At 38.6% G+C, this 16836-nt stretch carries 18 protein-coding genes; 12 read left to right on the plus strand and 6 right to left on the minus strand.

Annotation, left to right across the window (positions count from 1 at the left end):
* Window position 1: 1 nt before the first annotated feature.
* Window positions 2-1189 (minus strand): HD-GYP domain-containing protein, encoded by a 1188-nt coding sequence (locus tag HII17_RS04975; RefSeq protein WP_169074262.1) that lies wholly within the window; start codon window positions 1187-1189, stop codon window positions 2-4.
* A gap of 155 nt (window positions 1190-1344) precedes the next feature.
* Between HII17_RS04975 and HII17_RS04980 the strand changes: the two genes are divergently transcribed.
* The 7 genes from HII17_RS04980 to HII17_RS19305 all read left to right on the plus strand — a co-directional run bounded on the left by HII17_RS04980 (window position 1345) and on the right by HII17_RS19305 (window position 7622).
* Entirely contained in the window at window positions 1345-1896 is a 552-nt protein-coding gene (locus HII17_RS04980; RefSeq protein ID WP_169074263.1) for a DUF2058 domain-containing protein, read from the plus strand.
* Window positions 1897-2022: 126 nt separating this feature from the next.
* On the plus strand, window positions 2023-2391 hold the full coding sequence (locus tag HII17_RS04985; protein WP_169074264.1) for a glutaredoxin family protein: 369 nt from the start codon (window positions 2023-2025) through the stop codon (window positions 2389-2391).
* A gap of 74 nt (window positions 2392-2465) precedes the next feature.
* Window positions 2466-3470, plus strand: coding sequence for a protein-methionine-sulfoxide reductase catalytic subunit MsrP (gene msrP, locus HII17_RS04990; RefSeq protein ID WP_169074265.1), 1005 nt, complete (start codon window positions 2466-2468; stop codon window positions 3468-3470).
* Between the two features lie 35 nt (window positions 3471-3505).
* The gene (gene msrQ / locus HII17_RS04995) at window positions 3506-4087 is read left to right on the plus strand and encodes a protein-methionine-sulfoxide reductase heme-binding subunit MsrQ (protein ID WP_169074266.1); all 582 of its coding nucleotides are present in this window, start codon (window positions 3506-3508) and stop codon (window positions 4085-4087) included.
* A gap of 171 nt (window positions 4088-4258) precedes the next feature.
* The gene (locus HII17_RS05000) at window positions 4259-5653 is read left to right on the plus strand and encodes an amidohydrolase (protein WP_169074267.1); all 1395 of its coding nucleotides are present in this window, start codon (window positions 4259-4261) and stop codon (window positions 5651-5653) included.
* 15 nt (window positions 5654-5668) lie between these two features.
* Entirely contained in the window at window positions 5669-6910 is a 1242-nt protein-coding gene (locus HII17_RS05005; protein WP_169074268.1) for an amidohydrolase family protein, read from the plus strand.
* Between the two features lie 193 nt (window positions 6911-7103).
* On the plus strand, window positions 7104-7622 hold the full coding sequence (locus HII17_RS19305) for a pilus assembly FimT family protein (RefSeq protein WP_169074269.1): 519 nt from the start codon (window positions 7104-7106) through the stop codon (window positions 7620-7622).
* Window positions 7623-7624: 2 nt separating this feature from the next.
* Here the strand turns inward: HII17_RS19305 and HII17_RS05015 are convergent, their stop codons facing one another.
* The 3 genes from HII17_RS05015 to HII17_RS05025 are packed head-to-tail and all read right to left on the minus strand — an operon-like array spanning window position 7625 to window position 9886.
* Window positions 7625-8485, minus strand: coding sequence for an amidohydrolase family protein (locus tag HII17_RS05015; protein ID WP_169074270.1), 861 nt, complete (start codon window positions 8483-8485; stop codon window positions 7625-7627).
* 31 nt (window positions 8486-8516) lie between these two features.
* Entirely contained in the window at window positions 8517-9242 is a 726-nt protein-coding gene (locus HII17_RS05020) for an SDR family NAD(P)-dependent oxidoreductase (RefSeq protein ID WP_169074271.1), read from the minus strand.
* Complete coding sequence (locus HII17_RS05025; protein ID WP_169074272.1) at window positions 9242-9886, minus strand: TetR/AcrR family transcriptional regulator; 645 nt, start codon at window positions 9884-9886, stop codon at window positions 9242-9244. The genes HII17_RS05020 and HII17_RS05025 overlap by 1 nt, the downstream gene beginning before the upstream one ends.
* Window positions 9887-9982: 96 nt before the next feature.
* On the opposite strand from HII17_RS05025, the gene HII17_RS05030 reads away from it, so the two are divergent.
* The 4 genes from HII17_RS05030 (at window position 9983) to HII17_RS05045 (ending at window position 14486) form a co-directional block, all read left to right on the plus strand.
* Window positions 9983-11413, plus strand: coding sequence for an amidohydrolase family protein (locus tag HII17_RS05030; protein ID WP_169074273.1), 1431 nt, complete (start codon window positions 9983-9985; stop codon window positions 11411-11413).
* Window positions 11413-12003 carry a hypothetical protein gene (locus HII17_RS05035; protein WP_169074274.1) on the plus strand — a complete coding sequence of 197 codons (591 nt, stop codon included), beginning with the start codon at window positions 11413-11415 and terminating at the stop codon, window positions 12001-12003. The genes HII17_RS05030 and HII17_RS05035 overlap by 1 nt, the downstream gene beginning before the upstream one ends.
* Before the next feature lie 49 nt (window positions 12004-12052).
* A complete protein-coding gene (locus HII17_RS05040; RefSeq protein WP_169074275.1) occupies window positions 12053-12478 on the plus strand; it encodes a DUF3010 family protein in 426 nt (141 codons plus the stop codon).
* Window positions 12479-12689: 211 nt separating this feature from the next.
* Window positions 12690-14486, plus strand: a complete 1797-nt coding sequence (locus tag HII17_RS05045) for an acyl-CoA dehydrogenase C-terminal domain-containing protein (protein WP_169074276.1) — start codon at window positions 12690-12692, stop codon at window positions 14484-14486.
* 77 nt (window positions 14487-14563) lie between these two features.
* Here HII17_RS05045 and HII17_RS05050 read toward each other — a convergent pair whose 3' ends face one another.
* Entirely contained in the window at window positions 14564-14974 is a 411-nt protein-coding gene (locus HII17_RS05050; RefSeq protein WP_169074277.1) for a hypothetical protein, read from the minus strand.
* A gap of 160 nt (window positions 14975-15134) precedes the next feature.
* Between HII17_RS05050 and HII17_RS05055 the strand changes: the two genes are divergently transcribed.
* The gene (locus HII17_RS05055) at window positions 15135-16301 is read left to right on the plus strand and encodes a hypothetical protein (RefSeq protein ID WP_169074278.1); all 1167 of its coding nucleotides are present in this window, start codon (window positions 15135-15137) and stop codon (window positions 16299-16301) included.
* 5 nt (window positions 16302-16306) lie between these two features.
* On the opposite strand, the gene HII17_RS05060 is transcribed toward HII17_RS05055, so the two are convergent.
* Window positions 16307-16834: a TlpA family protein disulfide reductase gene (locus HII17_RS05060; RefSeq protein WP_169074279.1), complete on the minus strand. Its 528-nt coding sequence runs from the start codon at window positions 16832-16834 to the stop codon at window positions 16307-16309.
* Window positions 16835-16836: the final 2 nt, after the last annotated feature.

The raw sequence follows: 16836 nt of genomic DNA on the forward strand, positions 1-16836 counted from the left end.
TTTATAAACTAATTTTTCTGATAAGTTTAGGTAGGTTTAATTGATAATCTTCGCTGCGCACCGCAGACAAAATGGTTGCTGAACCTTCTGTAAGATCATAATTTTTTGGTGTAATTAAACTGTTTATTTTGGTGCTATAGATGGTCGTTATTTTGGGTTTAAGCGGCTCATCTCTGTTGCCTTCAGTGACTACGGCTAATTTATCATTCGATAGTTTTACTAATGATCCAACCGGGTGAACGCCCAAAAATTTGATAAATTGTTGAACTAATCCTTGGTCGAATTTATCTTCATTCGATAATAAGTGTCGCAGTGCAACCATAGGTGGCACACCTTTTTTATAGGTTTTATCCCCTGTCATCGCGTCATAGACATCAATTATTGCTGTCATACGAGCAAGTTTTGATAGTTTATTTTGCTCTAATCCTCTAGGGTAACCGGAGCCGTCGAGTCTTTCATGGTGATTGGCGAGCATATCGATGACAATATCGTTAAGAATATTGTCACGTTTACCTATTTCTAGCCCCCAGTGAATATGCTTTTTCACGACCGACATTTCATTATCTGTTAGGCTTTCGTTTTTTTTGAGAATTGCGCTCGGGACTTTCGCTAAGCCGATATCATGAAATAGTGCCCCTAAGGTAACTTGCTTAACGGTGGCCTTTTTTAGCCCTAAATAAAGGCCAAAACCACACATCAAAATTGCGGTATTGATCGCATGCTCCCACTGATAATTGGTTTGCTGACGTATACGAGTCAAAATGGTGATTGCATATTCATTACGAAATACCGACTCGGTTATTTCATCAGCTAATACGAGAATTTTTTCAGTGGTTAGTTTTTGTCCGCCCGCTGCTTGAGCAAAGATCTTTTTTACATTTTCTGTGGCTTGGTCGTAAACTTGTTTTGATTGCTCAAACTCTTCTGCCACTGAAATTAAGGCGCCTTGTGGCTTATCTTTTTGCGGAGTTGTGTTAATTGGAGCTTCATTAGTGGCTGATGCTTGGGCTTGCTCAGGATCGAGTTTGACCACAACACTAACAGCCCCTTGTTTTTTCAAAAGCTCTATAGTGCGAGGAGAGTTTACTTTGCCTTGGTTTTTAACTTTATGTTGCGTATTTTTAAGTCTGATGTCTTGAACGAACATACCTACTTCGAGTTCGTCTATCGCTAAAGTTTTAAGCATCATTTACAACCAGCTTATTGAGTATTTTTATTATTATAGTTGTTTATAGTTGCTTATTTTTACAGCGGATTCAATTTTTGTTTTTATTAGGTGGTGTACATAGGTGTTTACTGTCTTTATTTTTGATAGCATAGCGGCAAAATTTGTGAGGTATTGATATGGCATCTCTTCAAGATCAACTACTAAAAGCAGGCTTGACGACAAAGCAAAAAGCACGGCAAGCGAATACTGATAAACGAAAGAAAAATAAGCAAAAACGTAGCGGAGCTCAAGTTGAATCAAGCATTCAAGAACAAGTGAAGCAAGATATTGCTAAGCAAAAAGCTGAAAAGTTGGCAAAAGATGCAGCGTTAAATGCTGAACGTCAGCTAGAGCTTGCGGCTAAAGAGCTTCATCAACGAATATTACAAATACTGACTCACCACCAAGTTAAAGGTATTGAAGGTGAAACAGAGTATAATTACACCTTTGGCAGTAAAATCAAAAAACTTTTTGTCAATGAGCAAACACAAAAGGCACTTGTTAATGGTCGTTTGTCTATTTGTGGTTTGGATGATGTCACTTATGTTGTTACTGCAGAGACTGCGGAAAAAGTTGCAACATTAGATGAGAATGTTGTGCTATTGCAAAATGATAAGTCGGCAACTGATGAGGTTGATGAAGACGATCCGTATGCTGCCTACCAAATTCCTGATGATTTAATGTGGTAAACATATCTCATAAATAACTAACAGCAAAGTGTAAATGGACTGGCTTTGTTGTTAGGTCTGTGTGAGTTGGGCTAAGCATCAGAATATGCTAATATCCGCGGCTTTTAATAGTAATGGGTATAGATAATGGCAATTATTCGTTGGTTTGTTGGCCAAATTATTTTATTTATCAACTTCTTAACTTTCCCTAAGTCACCTTCGCTTTCTGCTGAGCAACAAGCACAAATGGCAGAAAAGTTAAAACAGTTAAGTTTGTATCAATTACCTGCTTGTCCATTTTGCGTTAAAGTTCGTCGAGCAATGAAGCGAGAAGGTATTGAGTTACCTATTCGAAATATACAGGATAAGCAGCACAATTATCGTGATGAATTAATCCAAGGTGGTGGGAAAGCAACGGTACCTTGTTTAAAGATTGAAACTGCAGATAATGATGTTGAATGGTTATATGAGTCCAGTGATATTATCAATTATTTAAAAGCCAAAGTGGCTAATTAAAATTTTTTAGCAACATATCAGGTCTATTAAAATAATGCTGACAAAATGTCAGCATTATTGTTTGTGGAGATGGTATGTTAATCAAATCAAAAAAACCTTATCAATTAAGTGAAGCACAAGTCACCGACGAGCAAGTTTATATCAACCGCCGCCAATTATTAAAGTCTATGGGCTATATTGGAGCTGGTAGTTTACTTGCAAAGCCTGCAAGCGCTTCACCTTTAGATTTTTGGAATAGTGCAGAAAAAAGCAAGTTTCAATATCGTAAATTAGACTTTAAAATATCTGAAGTTTCACAAGAGCAATTAACGCCAGAAGCGAAAGTTGCAAGCCATAATAATTTCTATGAATTTGGCTTAGATAAATCGGATCCCGCAAAAAATGCTCAAGACTTTAAAGTTAATCCGTGGCAACTCTCGATCTCTGGGTTGGTCAACAAACCACTTACTCTAGATTATGATGATTTGTTTAAACGAGTGCCGCTTGAAGAGCGTATTTACCGTTTACGATGTGTCGAAGCCTGGTCAATGGTTATTCCTTGGGTTGGTTTTTCGTTAGCAGAATTAATCAAAAAAGCAGATCCAAAAAGCAAAGCGAAATATGTTGCTTTTGAAACCTTACACGATCCTAAACAGATGCCAGGCCAAAGAAGTCGCAGAATTGGTGGCGGGATTGATTACCCTTACGTTGAAGGGCTTCGAATTGATGAAGCAATGAATCCGTTAGCATTTCTCAGTGTTGGTTTATATGGAAAAACTCTTCCCCCTCAAAACGGTGCGCCTATTAGGCTGGTAGTACCGTGGAAGTATGGGTTTAAGAGTATTAAATCAATCGTTTCTATTAAACTTGTTGATAAAATGCCACCAACAACATGGAACTTATTAGCGCCAAGAGAATATGGTTTTTACGCGAATGTAAACCCTGATGTAGCTCATCCCAGGTGGAGTCAAGCAAGTGAAAGGCGTATTACATCTGGCGGTTTGTTTGCACGCAACCGAATTCCGACTTTACCGTTTAATGGTTATGGCAATGAAGTTGCACATCTATATAAAAATATGGATTTAAAGCGCTTTTATTAAATTTCAAACAGAGGCTTTTTACCTGAGGTTTTAAAATGCTTACAAGCGTTAAAATTATCGTGCATTTGGCAGCACTTTTACCATTAGTTTGGTTATATTATGGGGCAATTAACGATACGCTAGGCGCAGACCCTGTTGAATATGTTATTCACTTTACCGGTACCGGAGCGTTAAATATTTTGCTTTTAACCTTGGCACTTAGCCCAGCCGCAAAATTTTTTAAAAAGCCTGTGCTTATTAAATTAAGAAGGTTGGTGGGTTTGTGGGCATTTACTTATGCCATTTTTCATTTATTAAATTTTATATTCTTTGAGCTCCAATTTGATTGGCGGCTACTTGTTAGTGAAATCGTAAAGCGGCCTTATATAACCGTAGGTATGATGGCGTTTCTAATATTAAGTTTATTAGCTTTTACATCAATAAATCGCATTAAACGAAAAATGGGTAAAAATTGGCAGCAATTGCATAACTGGGTTTATATTGCTGCTATTGCTGTCGTTATTCATTTCTATTGGTCAATCAAGTCAGATATTTATCAACCGGCTTTATATGCGTTGATTCTGCTTTGGTTATTGTCGTTACGCAGGTCGCGAATCAAAGTTTGGTTATTTAAGTAATCGACATTAATCGTACTGGGCAGGTATTCTGTCGCAATTTGTATCTAAATATTTAGCTTGTGTCTTGTTGTTAACATTTATTCATACTAATGTAGTCGGGTTAACTTTCATATATAACTATATTGCTCGGCTAGCTCCCTCTGGTAAAGAGCAAAAATACAGGAAATAATCATGCAAAAACTGATTCCATCTATGGTGATGGTAGCTGTTTCTGTTGCTTTAACTGGTTGTATGCAATCGGAAAAACAGGACGCTAAGGTTACTATTAATAAATACCCATATCCAAGCACTTATCAAGTGTTGCCTCAACAAAAAACTGTCATTCAAAATGCTACAGTATTAGTAGGTAACGGTGAGCGATTAGATGATGCTGACGTATTGTTTGTTGATGGCAAGATTGCACAAGTAGGCAAAGATTTAGCTGTTGATGGCGCCACTATTGTTGATGGTCAAGGCAAGTGGGTTACACCGGGTGTAATCGATGTACACTCTCATTTAGGGGTTTACCCAAGCCCGTCGGTAGAGTCGCATTCTGACGGCAATGAAATGACATCACCTAATACGTCTGAAGTTTGGGCTGAGCATAGCGTTTGGCCACAAGATCCTGGCTTTCAAGCGGCACGTGCGGGTGGTATTACTACGCTACAATTATTGCCAGGCTCCGCCAACCTCTTTGGTGGTCGTGGTGTAACGTTGAAAAATGTACCAAGTCATACCATGCAAGGTATGAAATTCCCTACAGCACCTTATGGTTTAAAAATGGCGTGTGGTGAAAACCCTAAACGAGTTTATGGTAATCGTAAGCAAGCACCGGGTACTCGAATGGGGAACATGGCGGGTTACCGTATGGCTTGGGCAGAGGCTACTGAATACAAGCGTGCATGGGAAAAATATGATGCTGAATATGCGGCAGGTAAAAACCCAGAAGCACCCGTACGTGATATTGAGTTAGACACTCTTAGAGGTGTGCTTGATGGAGAAATTTTAATTCACAATCATTGTTACAAAGCAGAAGAAATGGCAATGATGATTGACCTAGGCAAAGAGTTTAATTATCACTCAGGTACATTCCATCACGGTATTGAAGCATACAAAGTTGCAGATATGCTAGCTGAAAACGGTAACTGTGCTGCTATGTGGCCAGATTGGTGGGGCTTTAAAATGGAAGCTTACGATATGGTTGAAGAAAATGTTGCTATTGTTGATGCCATGAAAAACTCTTGTGCTGTTGTTCACTCAGATTCAAGTACTACAATTCAACGCTTAAACCAAGAAGCGGGTAAAATTATGTATCGCGCTAATGAGAATGGCTTTAAGTTAACAGAGGCTGATGCAATTCGATGGATCACTAGCAATGCCGCTAAGTCATTAGGTATCGCAGATAAAACAGGCAGCCTTGAGTCTGGCAAAAATGCGGATGTCGTATTATGGAATACCAATCCGTTTAGTGTTTACGCGCAAGCGGAACAAGTATTTGTTGATGGTGCAAAAGTTTATGACCGTCATGATGAAAAGTATCAGGCCCAAAGTGATTTTATGCTTGGGCAAGAGTTAATTCAGGAATAAGGCGAGGAATAGACAATGAAATTATTTAAATCTTCTTTAATCGCCTTAGCACTTGCTTCGGCAACTGCTGCAAATGCAGCGAGCTTGGCAATAACTAATGCAAAAGTACACACCGTAACTGAAGCTGGTGTTTTAGAAAATGCGACAGTTGTAATTGATAATGGCGTCATTACCGCCATTAACCCTGAAACAGTGACGGCAGACCAAACGTTTAATGCACAAGGTAAAATATTAACACCAGGGTTCATTGTTTCGATGAATCAATTAGGTCTAGTGGAAGTAGGTGCTGTAGCGCGCAGTCGCGACGCTGGTGAGAAAAAAGCTGACATTACTTTTGACGCAAGCTTGGCGTACAACCCAAAGTCTACTGCTGTTGCGTTTACTCGCAAAGGTGGAATTACTCGCAGCGTTGTTGCCCCAAATGGCGGTGATGATATGTTTAAAGGCCAAACTTTTGTTGTTAATTTAACGGGAGATTACGATAGCGTAATCGCAAGCCAACAAGACGTTGTTCTTGAGCTAGGTAGCAAGTCAAAAGGTTCACGTGCAACTGATTTACAAAAGCTAACCCACAAGCTTGAAGATGCACAAAAGGCACTAGATAAAGCAGCGAAAGCCAAGAAATCAGATAAGAAAGACAAAAAAGAGCCTAAGCGTGGCGAACAAGCGATTAACCAAATATTAAAAGGTGAAAAATCGTTATTGGTTCATGTTGATCGTGCTACTGATATTCTAGCTATGCTGGCGCTTAAAGAACGTTTTAACCTAGATTTAGTATTATTAGGTGCGGCAGATGCGATTGTTGTAGCTGATAAAATTGCACAAGCAAAGGTACCAGTTGTAATGAATGCCATGCGTAATCTGCCTGGAAGTTTTGACTCACTGCATGCTCACTTAGAGAATGCAGGCAAGTTAAGTAAAGCTGGCGTTAAAGTTGTGCTCACTAAGAATGACACCCATAACGGGCATCAGCTTCGTTTTAATGCAGGTAATGCAGTCGCAAACGGCATGGATTACGATCAAGCTTTAGCATCGGTTACCGCGAATGTAGCGGATGTATTTGACTTAGATAGTGGTCGAATTGCAGTAGGCAAACCGGCTGATATCGTATTGTGGAGTGCCGATCCATTTGAACTAAGCAGTAGTGCAGAAAAAGTTTGGATTAATGGTGAAGAGCAAGTACTAGAGAGCCGCCAAGACAAGCTTCGTGATCGTTATATGACACAATCAGTTATGCCTAAAGCATATACAAAATAATATGCAATTGACGCTGTTTTAAAAGGGACTTATAGTCCCTTTTTTTATGGCAGTTAGCCAACGTATAATGATGGTGATCACAATTACATGTGAGCACTGTTAGCGTTACTAGTTTAATCGCCTAATGTATTGAATAGTTGTTACTAAAATGTATATACTTTGGCGATTTTAATTATTATATAGTAGTACGAATATGGTAAATTCATCGCAAGCTCGCGGTTTCACTTTGATTGAGTTGGTAGTTGTGATTGTCATTCTAGGCATTCTAGCAGCAACCGCTGCACCCAAGTTCTTGAATTTATCAGGTGACGCAAAAGTAGCTACGTTACAGGCGATAAAGGGCACAATGGAGTCAACGATAAAACTAGCTCAAGCTAAAGCTCGGGTAAGTGGCCTGAGTCCTGTAGCTTCTAATCCAGGTGCCGGTCAGTCTGCTTATGTTGTTGACTTTGGATTTGGTTCTGCAGAAGTCGATTTTAGAAATCTATGTCCTGAAAGCAGTGCTGAACTTGGTAATCAGTTAGATATGAAAGATTTTATCGATATTGATGCACAAAGCTTTGAACCGACAGTAACGACCAACCAATACACTTTTATAGGTTATGATATCCCCAGTTCAAGTTCACCATTAACTAATCAAGGTTGTTATGTTATCTATGACTCATTTGGTGATCCTAACTGTACAGTTACTATAGTTACAGAAGACTGCTAGCATCAATCGCTAAAACGATAATAACGGCGTGCATTTTGGTAACAAAGTTGTTCTAACTCGTTAGAAGTAAGCCCGAATGCAACTCGATAGCTTTGCCATAGTTCTTGATAACTACAACTAAACAGCAATAATGGGAAATTGCTGGCGAGCATTACCCTATCCATTGAAAATATTGCTATGCAAGCCTTAATAACTCTTGTTAGTTGATGGTTAGAGTAGTGTCTTGAGAACATTTCCCACCCGGAACACTTTATCGTTACCTTTGGGTATTCACTTAATAGCCCCATTCCATCAAACCAAGCTTGGTTCTGCTTAGCTGTTAATTTCGGTGTACCGCAGTGATTAATGATGACGTTTAAATGCGGAGCGTTTTTTAAAAGCTTTTCAAGTAAAGACACTGCTGCTAGATTTGCTAGTGGCATTTGTAGTTCAAAATGTAAATTATTGGTCGCTAATGTTGCTAAGTTAGTTGCGGTATTTTTGTTGCTAAGAATTTGCTCTGCATCGTCATCTAAAATATGTCTTACGCCAACAATAGAAGAATAAGTTAATAGCTTGCTAACTTGTTTAATAAAATATTGAGGCGAACTGGTTAAATCTATTGACGCAACACTCTTGAAAGGCATAGTGTTCATCGACTCTAGCCAGGCTATTTCTTGCCACGGTTGTTCGTTATTAAACCCTGCTTCAATATGAACAAACCCCGCTAATTCCATAGGGGAAGCTAATTTCATATCATTTTCGTTAAAGTTTTTTTGAATGATAGGTTTGTCAGGCCAAAATGGCGGATTCTCTGACTTTAGCCAATGATAATTTCCTTTTTTTAAGTCAAAAAAATGAACATGAGGGTCAATAATTTTCATTAATTTTAATTTTCCCTTTTGCTTTTATCATTTACTGAGCGGTGTACCCGCCATCAATGACCTGAAGGCTACCGGTAATGAATTTGGCGTTATCTGACGCTAAAAAGTAAGTGAGTTCGGCAACTTCTTCAGGTTGACCTAACCGGCCAAGGGGTTGCAATTTAGCTTCTTCTTGATGAACGTCTTGTTTGTCAGCCCCTGACTTTTCAACATAATTATCTATGGCGTTATGATATAGAGGTGTTTCGATGGTGCCAGGGCAAACAGCATTTGCTCGAATGTTGAACTCTGCGTAATCTAAGGCGGTTGTTTTTGCCATAGAAGCAAGCGCTGACTTTGATAAGTTGTAGGCAAAAGAATTTCGCTTACCAATGAGGGCTTGGTCACTAGCTATGTAGATAATAACGCCATTTTTCTTAGCTTTCATGAAGGGTAGACAAGCCTTAGTCGCAGCGTAGGCGCCTTTGACATTGATATTAAAAACACGTTCGAGTGCTTGTTCACTGGTGTTTTCAATATTAGCTGAATAATGAATCCCTGCGTTGGATACCAATACATCAATGCCGTGTTTTTCACCTATGTTTTTTATTGCATTACTCACCACTGAAACGTCAGTCATGTCACATAAAATATGTTGGCCAGCAGAGCCTGATTGAATATCCAAATTAAATACTTGATAACCTTCAGCTACAAATTTATGAGCAATGCTCAACCCAATACCTGAACTACCACCCGTTATCACACATACTTTAGTCATTATTTTTTGCCTAGGTTATTTGCCGTTAAATAGCTTTGCATCATTAAAGTAATTTGCTCCGTGTTATCGTTTATCGAAATGGGAGAGGCAAGAGCAGGTGTTAATTCTCTATACAATATCTTTTCTATTAAGTTACTGATCAACACAAATATCGCCATATCACAGGCTGTTTTCGCGCATTGATGATTAATTTCATCTGGGTGCAACATCAATATTGCCGATATTCGATTATATTCAGCAGAACGTTCATTGAGCTTACTTGTTGGTAATATTTCAGGATAAAGTCTCGCATTAAGGTGCAAGGTTCTAAAAATCCCTGCGTTTTCTTGCAAAAATTTAGTCATTTTTTCGACTAGATAAGCGACTTGCTCGTTTAAGCTGTCTTTAGTATTTCGCTCCATCTTTTGTACCCATTTATCTAACTTGATACCAAAATTTTGGTACAAAAAGGGTAAAAGCGCTTCTTTATTTTTAAATCGTCGATAGAAAGTACCTACTGAAACACCAGCACGTTCTGTTATTTGCGCGACACTAATGTGCTCAAAAAATTGTTCTTTTAAACAGTCACTTAATGCTTGAAGTAGTTTGTCTTGAGTCTGTTGACTCCGGGTTTGCTTTGCTTGAATTATCGGATCGTTGTGCATGGCTCTTCATTACGAATGTGAATCTGGATTTACATATGTGGATAAATCCGATACATTACGTGGTAGTTTAATTCACAATAAAAGTAGGTGCAGTTTATGTTAACTGTTAATTTAAGTCGAGTCACAGTGTTTGCTCGTATACTACAACTAGTGGCATTGTCGTTTTTTAGCTTTAATTGCTTTGCGAAGGATAACTTTATTATTGATCAGCAAGAGGCTTTTGTTTTACACAACGTTAATCTAGTTGATGGTACGGGTAGCGAAGTTCAAAAAAACAAAGCTATTTTTGTTAAGAGCGGTAAAATTGTTGCCATTGAAAACGCGAGTGAGGAGGTGTCTGCAGATTATGTAGTGCATGACTTTTCAGGTTATACACTCACTCCCGGTTTTGTCATGATGCATGAGCACATGTTTTATCCTACAGGCAAGGCGAATTATACCGAAATGGTGTATAGCTTTCCTAAGCTATACTTAGCTGGTGGTGCAACGACTATTCGGACAGCAGGCACAACGGAGCCCTATGCCGATTTAAATTTAAATCAAGCTATTCAAGCGGGTAAAACTATCGGACCTGACATTGATGTAACCGCTCCGTATTTAAATGGACCAGGGCTTCCAATCAAAAAAATTAAAGCGTTAGAAAATGCCGACGATGCCGAGCGCATGGTGAACTATTGGTCTGCTGAAGGTGCTTCTTCTTATAAGGTGTATATGCATATTCGTAAAAGCGAGTTATCACGCGTGAATAAATTAGCACACCAAAATAACCAAAAAGTAACGGGTCACATTTGTTCTATTACATTTGAAGAAGCAGCTGATTTGGGTATTGACAACATTGAACATGGCTTTGTAGAAGCAAGTGATTTTGTTTTCAATAAAAAAGAAAACGAGTGTCCAAGTGGTAAATTGCAAACTGAGTCAATTTTGGCATTGGATAACGATGATGAAAAAATCAAAAAACTCATTAAACATTTAGTGAAAAATAATGTCGCGATTACCTCAACATTAACGGTATTTGAAACATTTGCTAAGTCACGCCCAATTGCTCCTAAACAAGCACTAGACGTATTAACCACGGATATTAAACACGAGTACTTAGGTCATTGGTCTCGCATTCAGGAAAGTGATAGCGACGTGTGGTTAAAGTTGTTGAAAAAAGAAATGGCTTGGGAAAAGTTGTTTGTAGAAATGGGGGGCCATCTAATGGTTGGCACAGATCCAACGGGTTATGGCGGTGTTATTGCTGGCTTTTCAAATATTCGTGCAATTCAATTACTTACAGAAGCAGGTTTTACGTTTGAGCAAGCAATTAAAATTGCTACCACTAATGGCGCAGAGTATTTGGGTAAGGCCGATACTATTGGTTCAATTGCTGTAGGGAAACGAGCTGACTTTGTGCTGGTAAACGGCTTACCACACATAAATGTTGCCGACCTTAATAAGATTGAGCGAGTGTATAAAGCTGGTATTGGTTACGACTCTCAAACAATATTTAACGCAATGAAAAATACCGTAGGTTTACATTAATGAAGTTAGTTTTGTTTGTTAAATTGGCTGTGATTTTTCTAGCTTGTGCTTTCTTAAATTTGCAGGCAAACGCAGCCAATACAATTAGTGCGAAGTATATGACAGGACAAACACAGGGGTGGAAATATGAATTGATTCCCTTTCCTTTATCCTTTGCTCCAGAAATTAAGTTAGTTGGTGAAGAAGAGCTCTACTTTGCACCAGGTATGTATGAGCCAGTCAACACTAACTTTTTCTCATACGTTTTTGTTTGGCAATTTGATGGTACAGATTTTCTCACGATTGGTGAGCTATCTAGATACATGAAAGCCTATTATAAAGGCTTATACAAAGCCGTAGCTAAACAACAGCAAGCTGGTGGTGAAAAAGTAGATATTAGTATTAAGGGGAGTAAAGCGGTTGGAAGTGGCAGTATCTTGTGGCTAGAGCCTTTTGTGACCAACAAAAGGCAAAAACTACACTTTAGTTATCAGCAATTAACGTGTCCCAACCAAAAGCAGGTACAACTATTCGTTCAGGTATCTCCTCAGTTGAAATCTAGTGAAATTTGGCAAAAATTGTCGGCAATTACAGCAAAAGGCTGTTCTTAGTTTGTAATGAAGCGCATAATAGCGCCATTAAAATTTAGAGGCTAATTCAATGAGAGTTTGTGGTGTAGAGCTTAAAGGTAATGATGCAATTGTTTGTGTTATGGCGTTGGAAAATGGCTTATATGATCTTCCGCAATTACGTGTACAGCGTTTGTCAATTACAGATGCTGGAGACGCTGAGCAAGTGAAGAAATTTCAGTTTTCATTTAAAAAGCTAATGGAAGACTATCAAGTTGAGAAGGTTGTGATTAAAGGTCGCGCGCTTAAGGGAAAATTTGCTGGTGGTCCAGTTGGATTTAAATTAGAAGCGGCAATTCAATTAATTGACGAATTAGATGTCCGTATTGTATCAGGCACATTTGTGAAAACTGCTTTAGCTAAAAGTCAGGTTGGTATCGATTTTAGAGATACAGGCTTGAAGAAGTTTCAACAAACTGCATTTGAAACGGTATTTGCTGATTTTGAAACGAAATAAACTGATTGAGTAAAAGATTTTAAGGAAACAGGGGAAGCAATTGCTTCCCCTTTTTTGTATGAGGCAGATCAATGACCAATCATAATCTATATTTATATTGCTCATATGAACTCGGTTTCTACTTTAAAAATACCTAGAAACGTGATTTAATCGAGAGATTACTACAAGTCCGACCACTTAAGTGTGGTGATATAAATTTGAGGAAGCAACAATGCCAGAGTATAACGCACCAGTGCGCGACATGAAGTTCGTGATGCAGGAATTGTTAGATTGTGAGACCCATTATCAATCATTAGGCTACGAAGATGCGACGCCAGACATGATTGATGCAATCATGGGTGAAGCGGCTAAATTCACCGAAGAAGTTATCGCACCAATTAACCAAATTGGTGATGAACAAGGTTGTACTTGGAATGATGGTGAAGTCACGACACCTGATGGCTTTAAAGAAGCCTATCAACAATATGTTGAAGGTGGTTGGCCTACTTTATCACAACCAATCGAATTTGGCGGTCAAGGTTTACCTCATTCATTGAATACTGCTATTGGTGAATTTAGCTCGGCAGCTAACCATAGTTTTGCAATGTACCCTGGTTTAAGCCATGGCGCTTTGGCAACATTGGATGCTCATGGTACTGAAGAACAAAAAGCCATGTTTATGCCTAAGTTAGTCGAAGGTACTTGGACAGGTACAATGTGTTTAACTGAACCTCATTGTGGTACAGATTTAGGCATGTTACGTACAAAAGCTGAAGCTAATGAAGATGGCAGCTATTCGTTGACAGGTACAAAGATTTTCATTTCAGCAGGTGAGCATGACTTATCTGACAATATTGTTCATATTGTTATTGCTCGAATTCCAGGCTCGCCTGAAGGTACCAAAGGCATTTCATTATTTATTGTCCCTAAATTCAACGTTACTGCAGATGGTGAAAAAGCTGAGCGCAATGGTGTAACTTGTGGCTCTATCGAACATAAGATGGGTATCAATGCGAATGCTACTTGTGTTATTAACTTTGACGGCGCGAAAGGGTACTTAATTGGTGAAGTAAATCGTGGTCTAAATTGCATGTTTACTTTTATGAATGCGGCACGTTTAGGTGTGGCGAATGAAGGTGTTGCAGCAGCAGAAGCTTCTTTCCAAGGGGCGTTGGCTTATGCTAAAGATCGCCTTCAAATGCGTTCGTTAACAGGCCCTAAGAATCCATCAGGCCCCGCAGATCCAATTATTGTTCATCCTGATGTTCGCCGTATGCTACTGACTCAAAAGTCTATTGCTGAAGGTGGACGTGCATTAAATAGTTATTTAGGCCAGTTAGTTGATATCGTTGAAGTTGGTACAGACCCTGCACAAGTAGCAGAAGCAAATAGTAAGCTTGCGTTATTAACGCCAATTGCTAAAGCATTTCTAACTGAACTTGGCTTAGAGTGTACTAGTCACGGTGTTCAGGTATATGGTGGCCATGGTTTCATCAAGGAATGGGGCATGGAGCAGCTAATGCGCGATACTAAGATCAGCTGTCTATATGAGGGTACAACAGGTATTCAAGCGTTAGATTTATTAGCACGTAAGATTCTCGGTTCAAAAGGTGAGTTAATTAAACCATTTGCAGCTGAAGTCACAGAGTTTTGTACTCAAACTATCACTGATGAACAAATGAGTGAATTCATAAAGCCAATGATCACTATTGCACCTAACTGGCAAAAGATGACACAAGAAATTGGCATGAAAGCGATGAAAAATCCAAATGAAATAGGTGCTGCATCGGTTGATTACTTAATGTATTCAGGTTATCTAACACTTGCTTACTTCTGGGCTAAAATGGCTAAAGTAGCTTTTGACAAACTAGCTGAAGGTACAGATGAAAAAGCATTCTACGAAGCGAAAATTAAGACAGCTCGTTTCTATTTTGCTCGTATATTGCCGAGAATTCATGGCCATGCGGCTTGTATCGAAAATGGTGCAGACTCGATGATGGCGCACGATGAAGAAGAGTTTATGATATAAACCTTAAGTCATTTAGAAGTAAAAACGTCAGCTTTGCTGGCGTTTTTTATTTGCTATTTCTAATCTATAACTAACAATTAGCACGCAGTGGCTTCTAGTTGTTTAATCTTATCTTTTGCTTCGTCATAATCATCAAAGAACTGATGCTCAATACCAACCTCACAATAAATATTTTGTAATTGATGTTCGATTAACGTACGAGCGCTTGATTGGACAAAAACGATAGCCGAAAAGTTAAGGCCACGTGACTTTCGGTAGTGGGTTACTGCATACATTTGCTCTAATGCTTCTGGCGTAAAGATGCTTTCTTCACGCATTATGATGATTTGTTGCCAACTTGAATCATTCATTTGATCTATAGCGGCAGTTAGAGCGAGTTGGTAATCTTGTATGGTTTCTTTATTGAAAGGGCCTTGTGCGTCAACGATTAATGTATTTCCTTCACATTTTATTTCAAATGAGCCGTGTCGACGGTTTTTATCAAACATATACACTCCCTATAGTACTTTCAAAACTATAGCGAGTTCTTCCTGCGAATAGCAATAGCTTTTGCAGTAATTTACATACGAAGAATTTAGTAGACATTATTGGATGTTAACGCTACTTTTAATAAATAAGCATTGGAAGTTCTGCGTAGAAGGAGTTTATATGCGATTAATTTTACTGGTATTGATGACATTAGTTGTCAGTGGTTGTAGTTATCAGAAGCTTGCTGAACAACCTCCAGCAGTATCAATACCAATTAATCACCAAATATTTGATACAACAGAAGTTTCTGTAACTTCAGAAGCAGAACTTTTTTATTTAACCCCTTCGCAACAATCTAATTTTTTTGCTTATTTTAATAAAGAAATCTCAAAAGGAAAACTTAAACACGAAGCGATTAGTGACTATTTGCTTAAGCATTTAACGAATTTTTCTTATTACGGTGAAACATTAGCCGCGTCTCAAGCATTAGGCCAAGAAAAAGGGAATTGTATGAGTTTAGCTATTTTAACAACTGCGTTAGCTAAGCTCGTTGGGGTTGAGTATGGGTATCGGGAAGTGATTACTTTACCGGTTTATAAAAAACAAAATAACCTGATTTTGTCTTCTATTCATTTACAGACCAAGCTATTTAATCCAGAACCCAGTGACATAGTACTTAAAAGTGTAGCAGGACGTTCAGGTATTTTGATTGACTACTTTCCTAATGCCAGCAATATAAAAAGTCGCTACCTTAGGTATCCGCAATTTATCGCTATGTATTATAAAAATATTGCATCTGATGCTTTAGTGGAGGATCAACTAAGCGTGGCATACGCCAACGCCATGCGTGCCTATCACTTTGACGGCGGTAATCCAGAAGTGCTTAATTTAATGGCGGTTATTCACCGTCGAGCAGGAGATGAACAAACTGCAGAGCAAATTTATCAAACAGCAAGAGCTATTGATGAAGATAACCTATCTTTGCTGAGTAATCATATTACTTTGCTTAATAGCCAACAGCGTCAAGAAGAGGTGTTGGCACTGAGAAAGCAAATAGATAAGTTAGACGATAGAAACCCATATAGTTGGTTAGAGCAGGCGTATGTAGCTCATAATCAAGGCAAAATGCGTGACGCTGAACGTTACTATAAAAAAACCCTCGAATTAGCGCCATATGTAAACCAAGCCTATTTTGGTTTATATCAAGTTTATATGTCTAAAGATCAAGAACATAGAGCAAAAGCCACGCTTGCCCAAGCGTTAGAGTGGACACATGATAATAGAGAACGTAAACAGCTTAAATACAAGCTCTATGGCCGCAATATCATGTTAAAAGCAAATGAATAATAGTTTCATTTTGTCATTTCTTTTATTGCCAGCGCTAGTCGAGGATCATTTATATCTGAGCTTGTATATTTAAAAATAACGTCACCATGACGGTTTATGAAAAATGTCGTTGGTGTGCCGACTACACCATAACTGGTAGCGATATGCTCACCATTAACTGCGGTTACAAAGTTATGGCCTCGTTCGTCAATAACATTTTGCGGCATAGCACCAGGATCTTCATTGAAGCTAATTCCAATTAAGCTGACATTATCGGTTTTATAACGCTCCGCTAACTCGACTAACTTTGGTTGTAGCTTTTTGCAGTATGGGCACCAAGTAGCCCAGAAATGTAAAATAACGGGCTTGCCTTTATACATTTCCCAACTAATAACTTCGCCGTTTTGTTGCTTGAGCTGCCACGATGGCGCTTTAATCTTGTTGGTTTGTTTGGGTGAATATTGGTCAGCTAATACGCTTTTTATATTAAGTAAGGAAAGTAAAGCAAGGAAAATTAGTGCGCTTTTCGGGAATTTAGATTTAATAGCAATCATAT

This window comes from Thalassotalea algicola, from assembly GCF_012932965.1.
GTDB classification, from domain to species: domain Bacteria; phylum Pseudomonadota; class Gammaproteobacteria; order Enterobacterales; family Alteromonadaceae; genus Thalassotalea_F; species Thalassotalea_F algicola.

Coding starts and splice junctions, on each gene's coding strand:
- HII17_RS04975 (WP_169074262.1), bottom strand. CDS start 1,189: ATGATGCTTAAAACTTTAGCGATAGACGAACTCGAAGTAGGTATGTTC.
- msrQ (WP_169074266.1), top strand. CDS start 3,506: ATGCTTACAAGCGTTAAAATTATCGTGCATTTGGCAGCACTTTTACCA.
- HII17_RS05040 (WP_169074275.1), top strand. CDS start 12,053: ATGAGAGTTTGTGGTGTAGAGCTTAAAGGTAATGATGCAATTGTTTGT.
- HII17_RS05045 (WP_169074276.1), top strand. CDS start 12,690: ATGCCAGAGTATAACGCACCAGTGCGCGACATGAAGTTCGTGATGCAG.
- HII17_RS05060 (WP_169074279.1), bottom strand. CDS start 16,834: ATGATTGCTATTAAATCTAAATTCCCGAAAAGCGCACTAATTTTCCTT.
- HII17_RS05005 (WP_169074268.1), top strand. CDS start 5,669: ATGAAATTATTTAAATCTTCTTTAATCGCCTTAGCACTTGCTTCGGCA.
- HII17_RS05025 (WP_169074272.1), bottom strand. CDS start 9,886: ATGCACAACGATCCGATAATTCAAGCAAAGCAAACCCGGAGTCAACAG.
- HII17_RS05050 (WP_169074277.1), bottom strand. CDS start 14,974: ATGTTTGATAAAAACCGTCGACACGGCTCATTTGAAATAAAATGTGAA.
- HII17_RS05020 (WP_169074271.1), bottom strand. CDS start 9,242: ATGACTAAAGTATGTGTGATAACGGGTGGTAGTTCAGGTATTGGGTTG.
- HII17_RS19305 (WP_169074269.1), top strand. CDS start 7,104: ATGGTAAATTCATCGCAAGCTCGCGGTTTCACTTTGATTGAGTTGGTA.
- HII17_RS05035 (WP_169074274.1), top strand. CDS start 11,413: ATGAAGTTAGTTTTGTTTGTTAAATTGGCTGTGATTTTTCTAGCTTGT.
- HII17_RS05055 (WP_169074278.1), top strand. CDS start 15,135: ATGCGATTAATTTTACTGGTATTGATGACATTAGTTGTCAGTGGTTGT.
- HII17_RS05015 (WP_169074270.1), bottom strand. CDS start 8,485: ATGAAAATTATTGACCCTCATGTTCATTTTTTTGACTTAAAAAAAGGA.
- HII17_RS04985 (WP_169074264.1), top strand. CDS start 2,023: ATGGCAATTATTCGTTGGTTTGTTGGCCAAATTATTTTATTTATCAAC.
- HII17_RS05000 (WP_169074267.1), top strand. CDS start 4,259: ATGCAAAAACTGATTCCATCTATGGTGATGGTAGCTGTTTCTGTTGCT.
- HII17_RS04980 (WP_169074263.1), top strand. CDS start 1,345: ATGGCATCTCTTCAAGATCAACTACTAAAAGCAGGCTTGACGACAAAG.
- HII17_RS05030 (WP_169074273.1), top strand. CDS start 9,983: ATGTTAACTGTTAATTTAAGTCGAGTCACAGTGTTTGCTCGTATACTA.
- msrP (WP_169074265.1), top strand. CDS start 2,466: ATGTTAATCAAATCAAAAAAACCTTATCAATTAAGTGAAGCACAAGTC.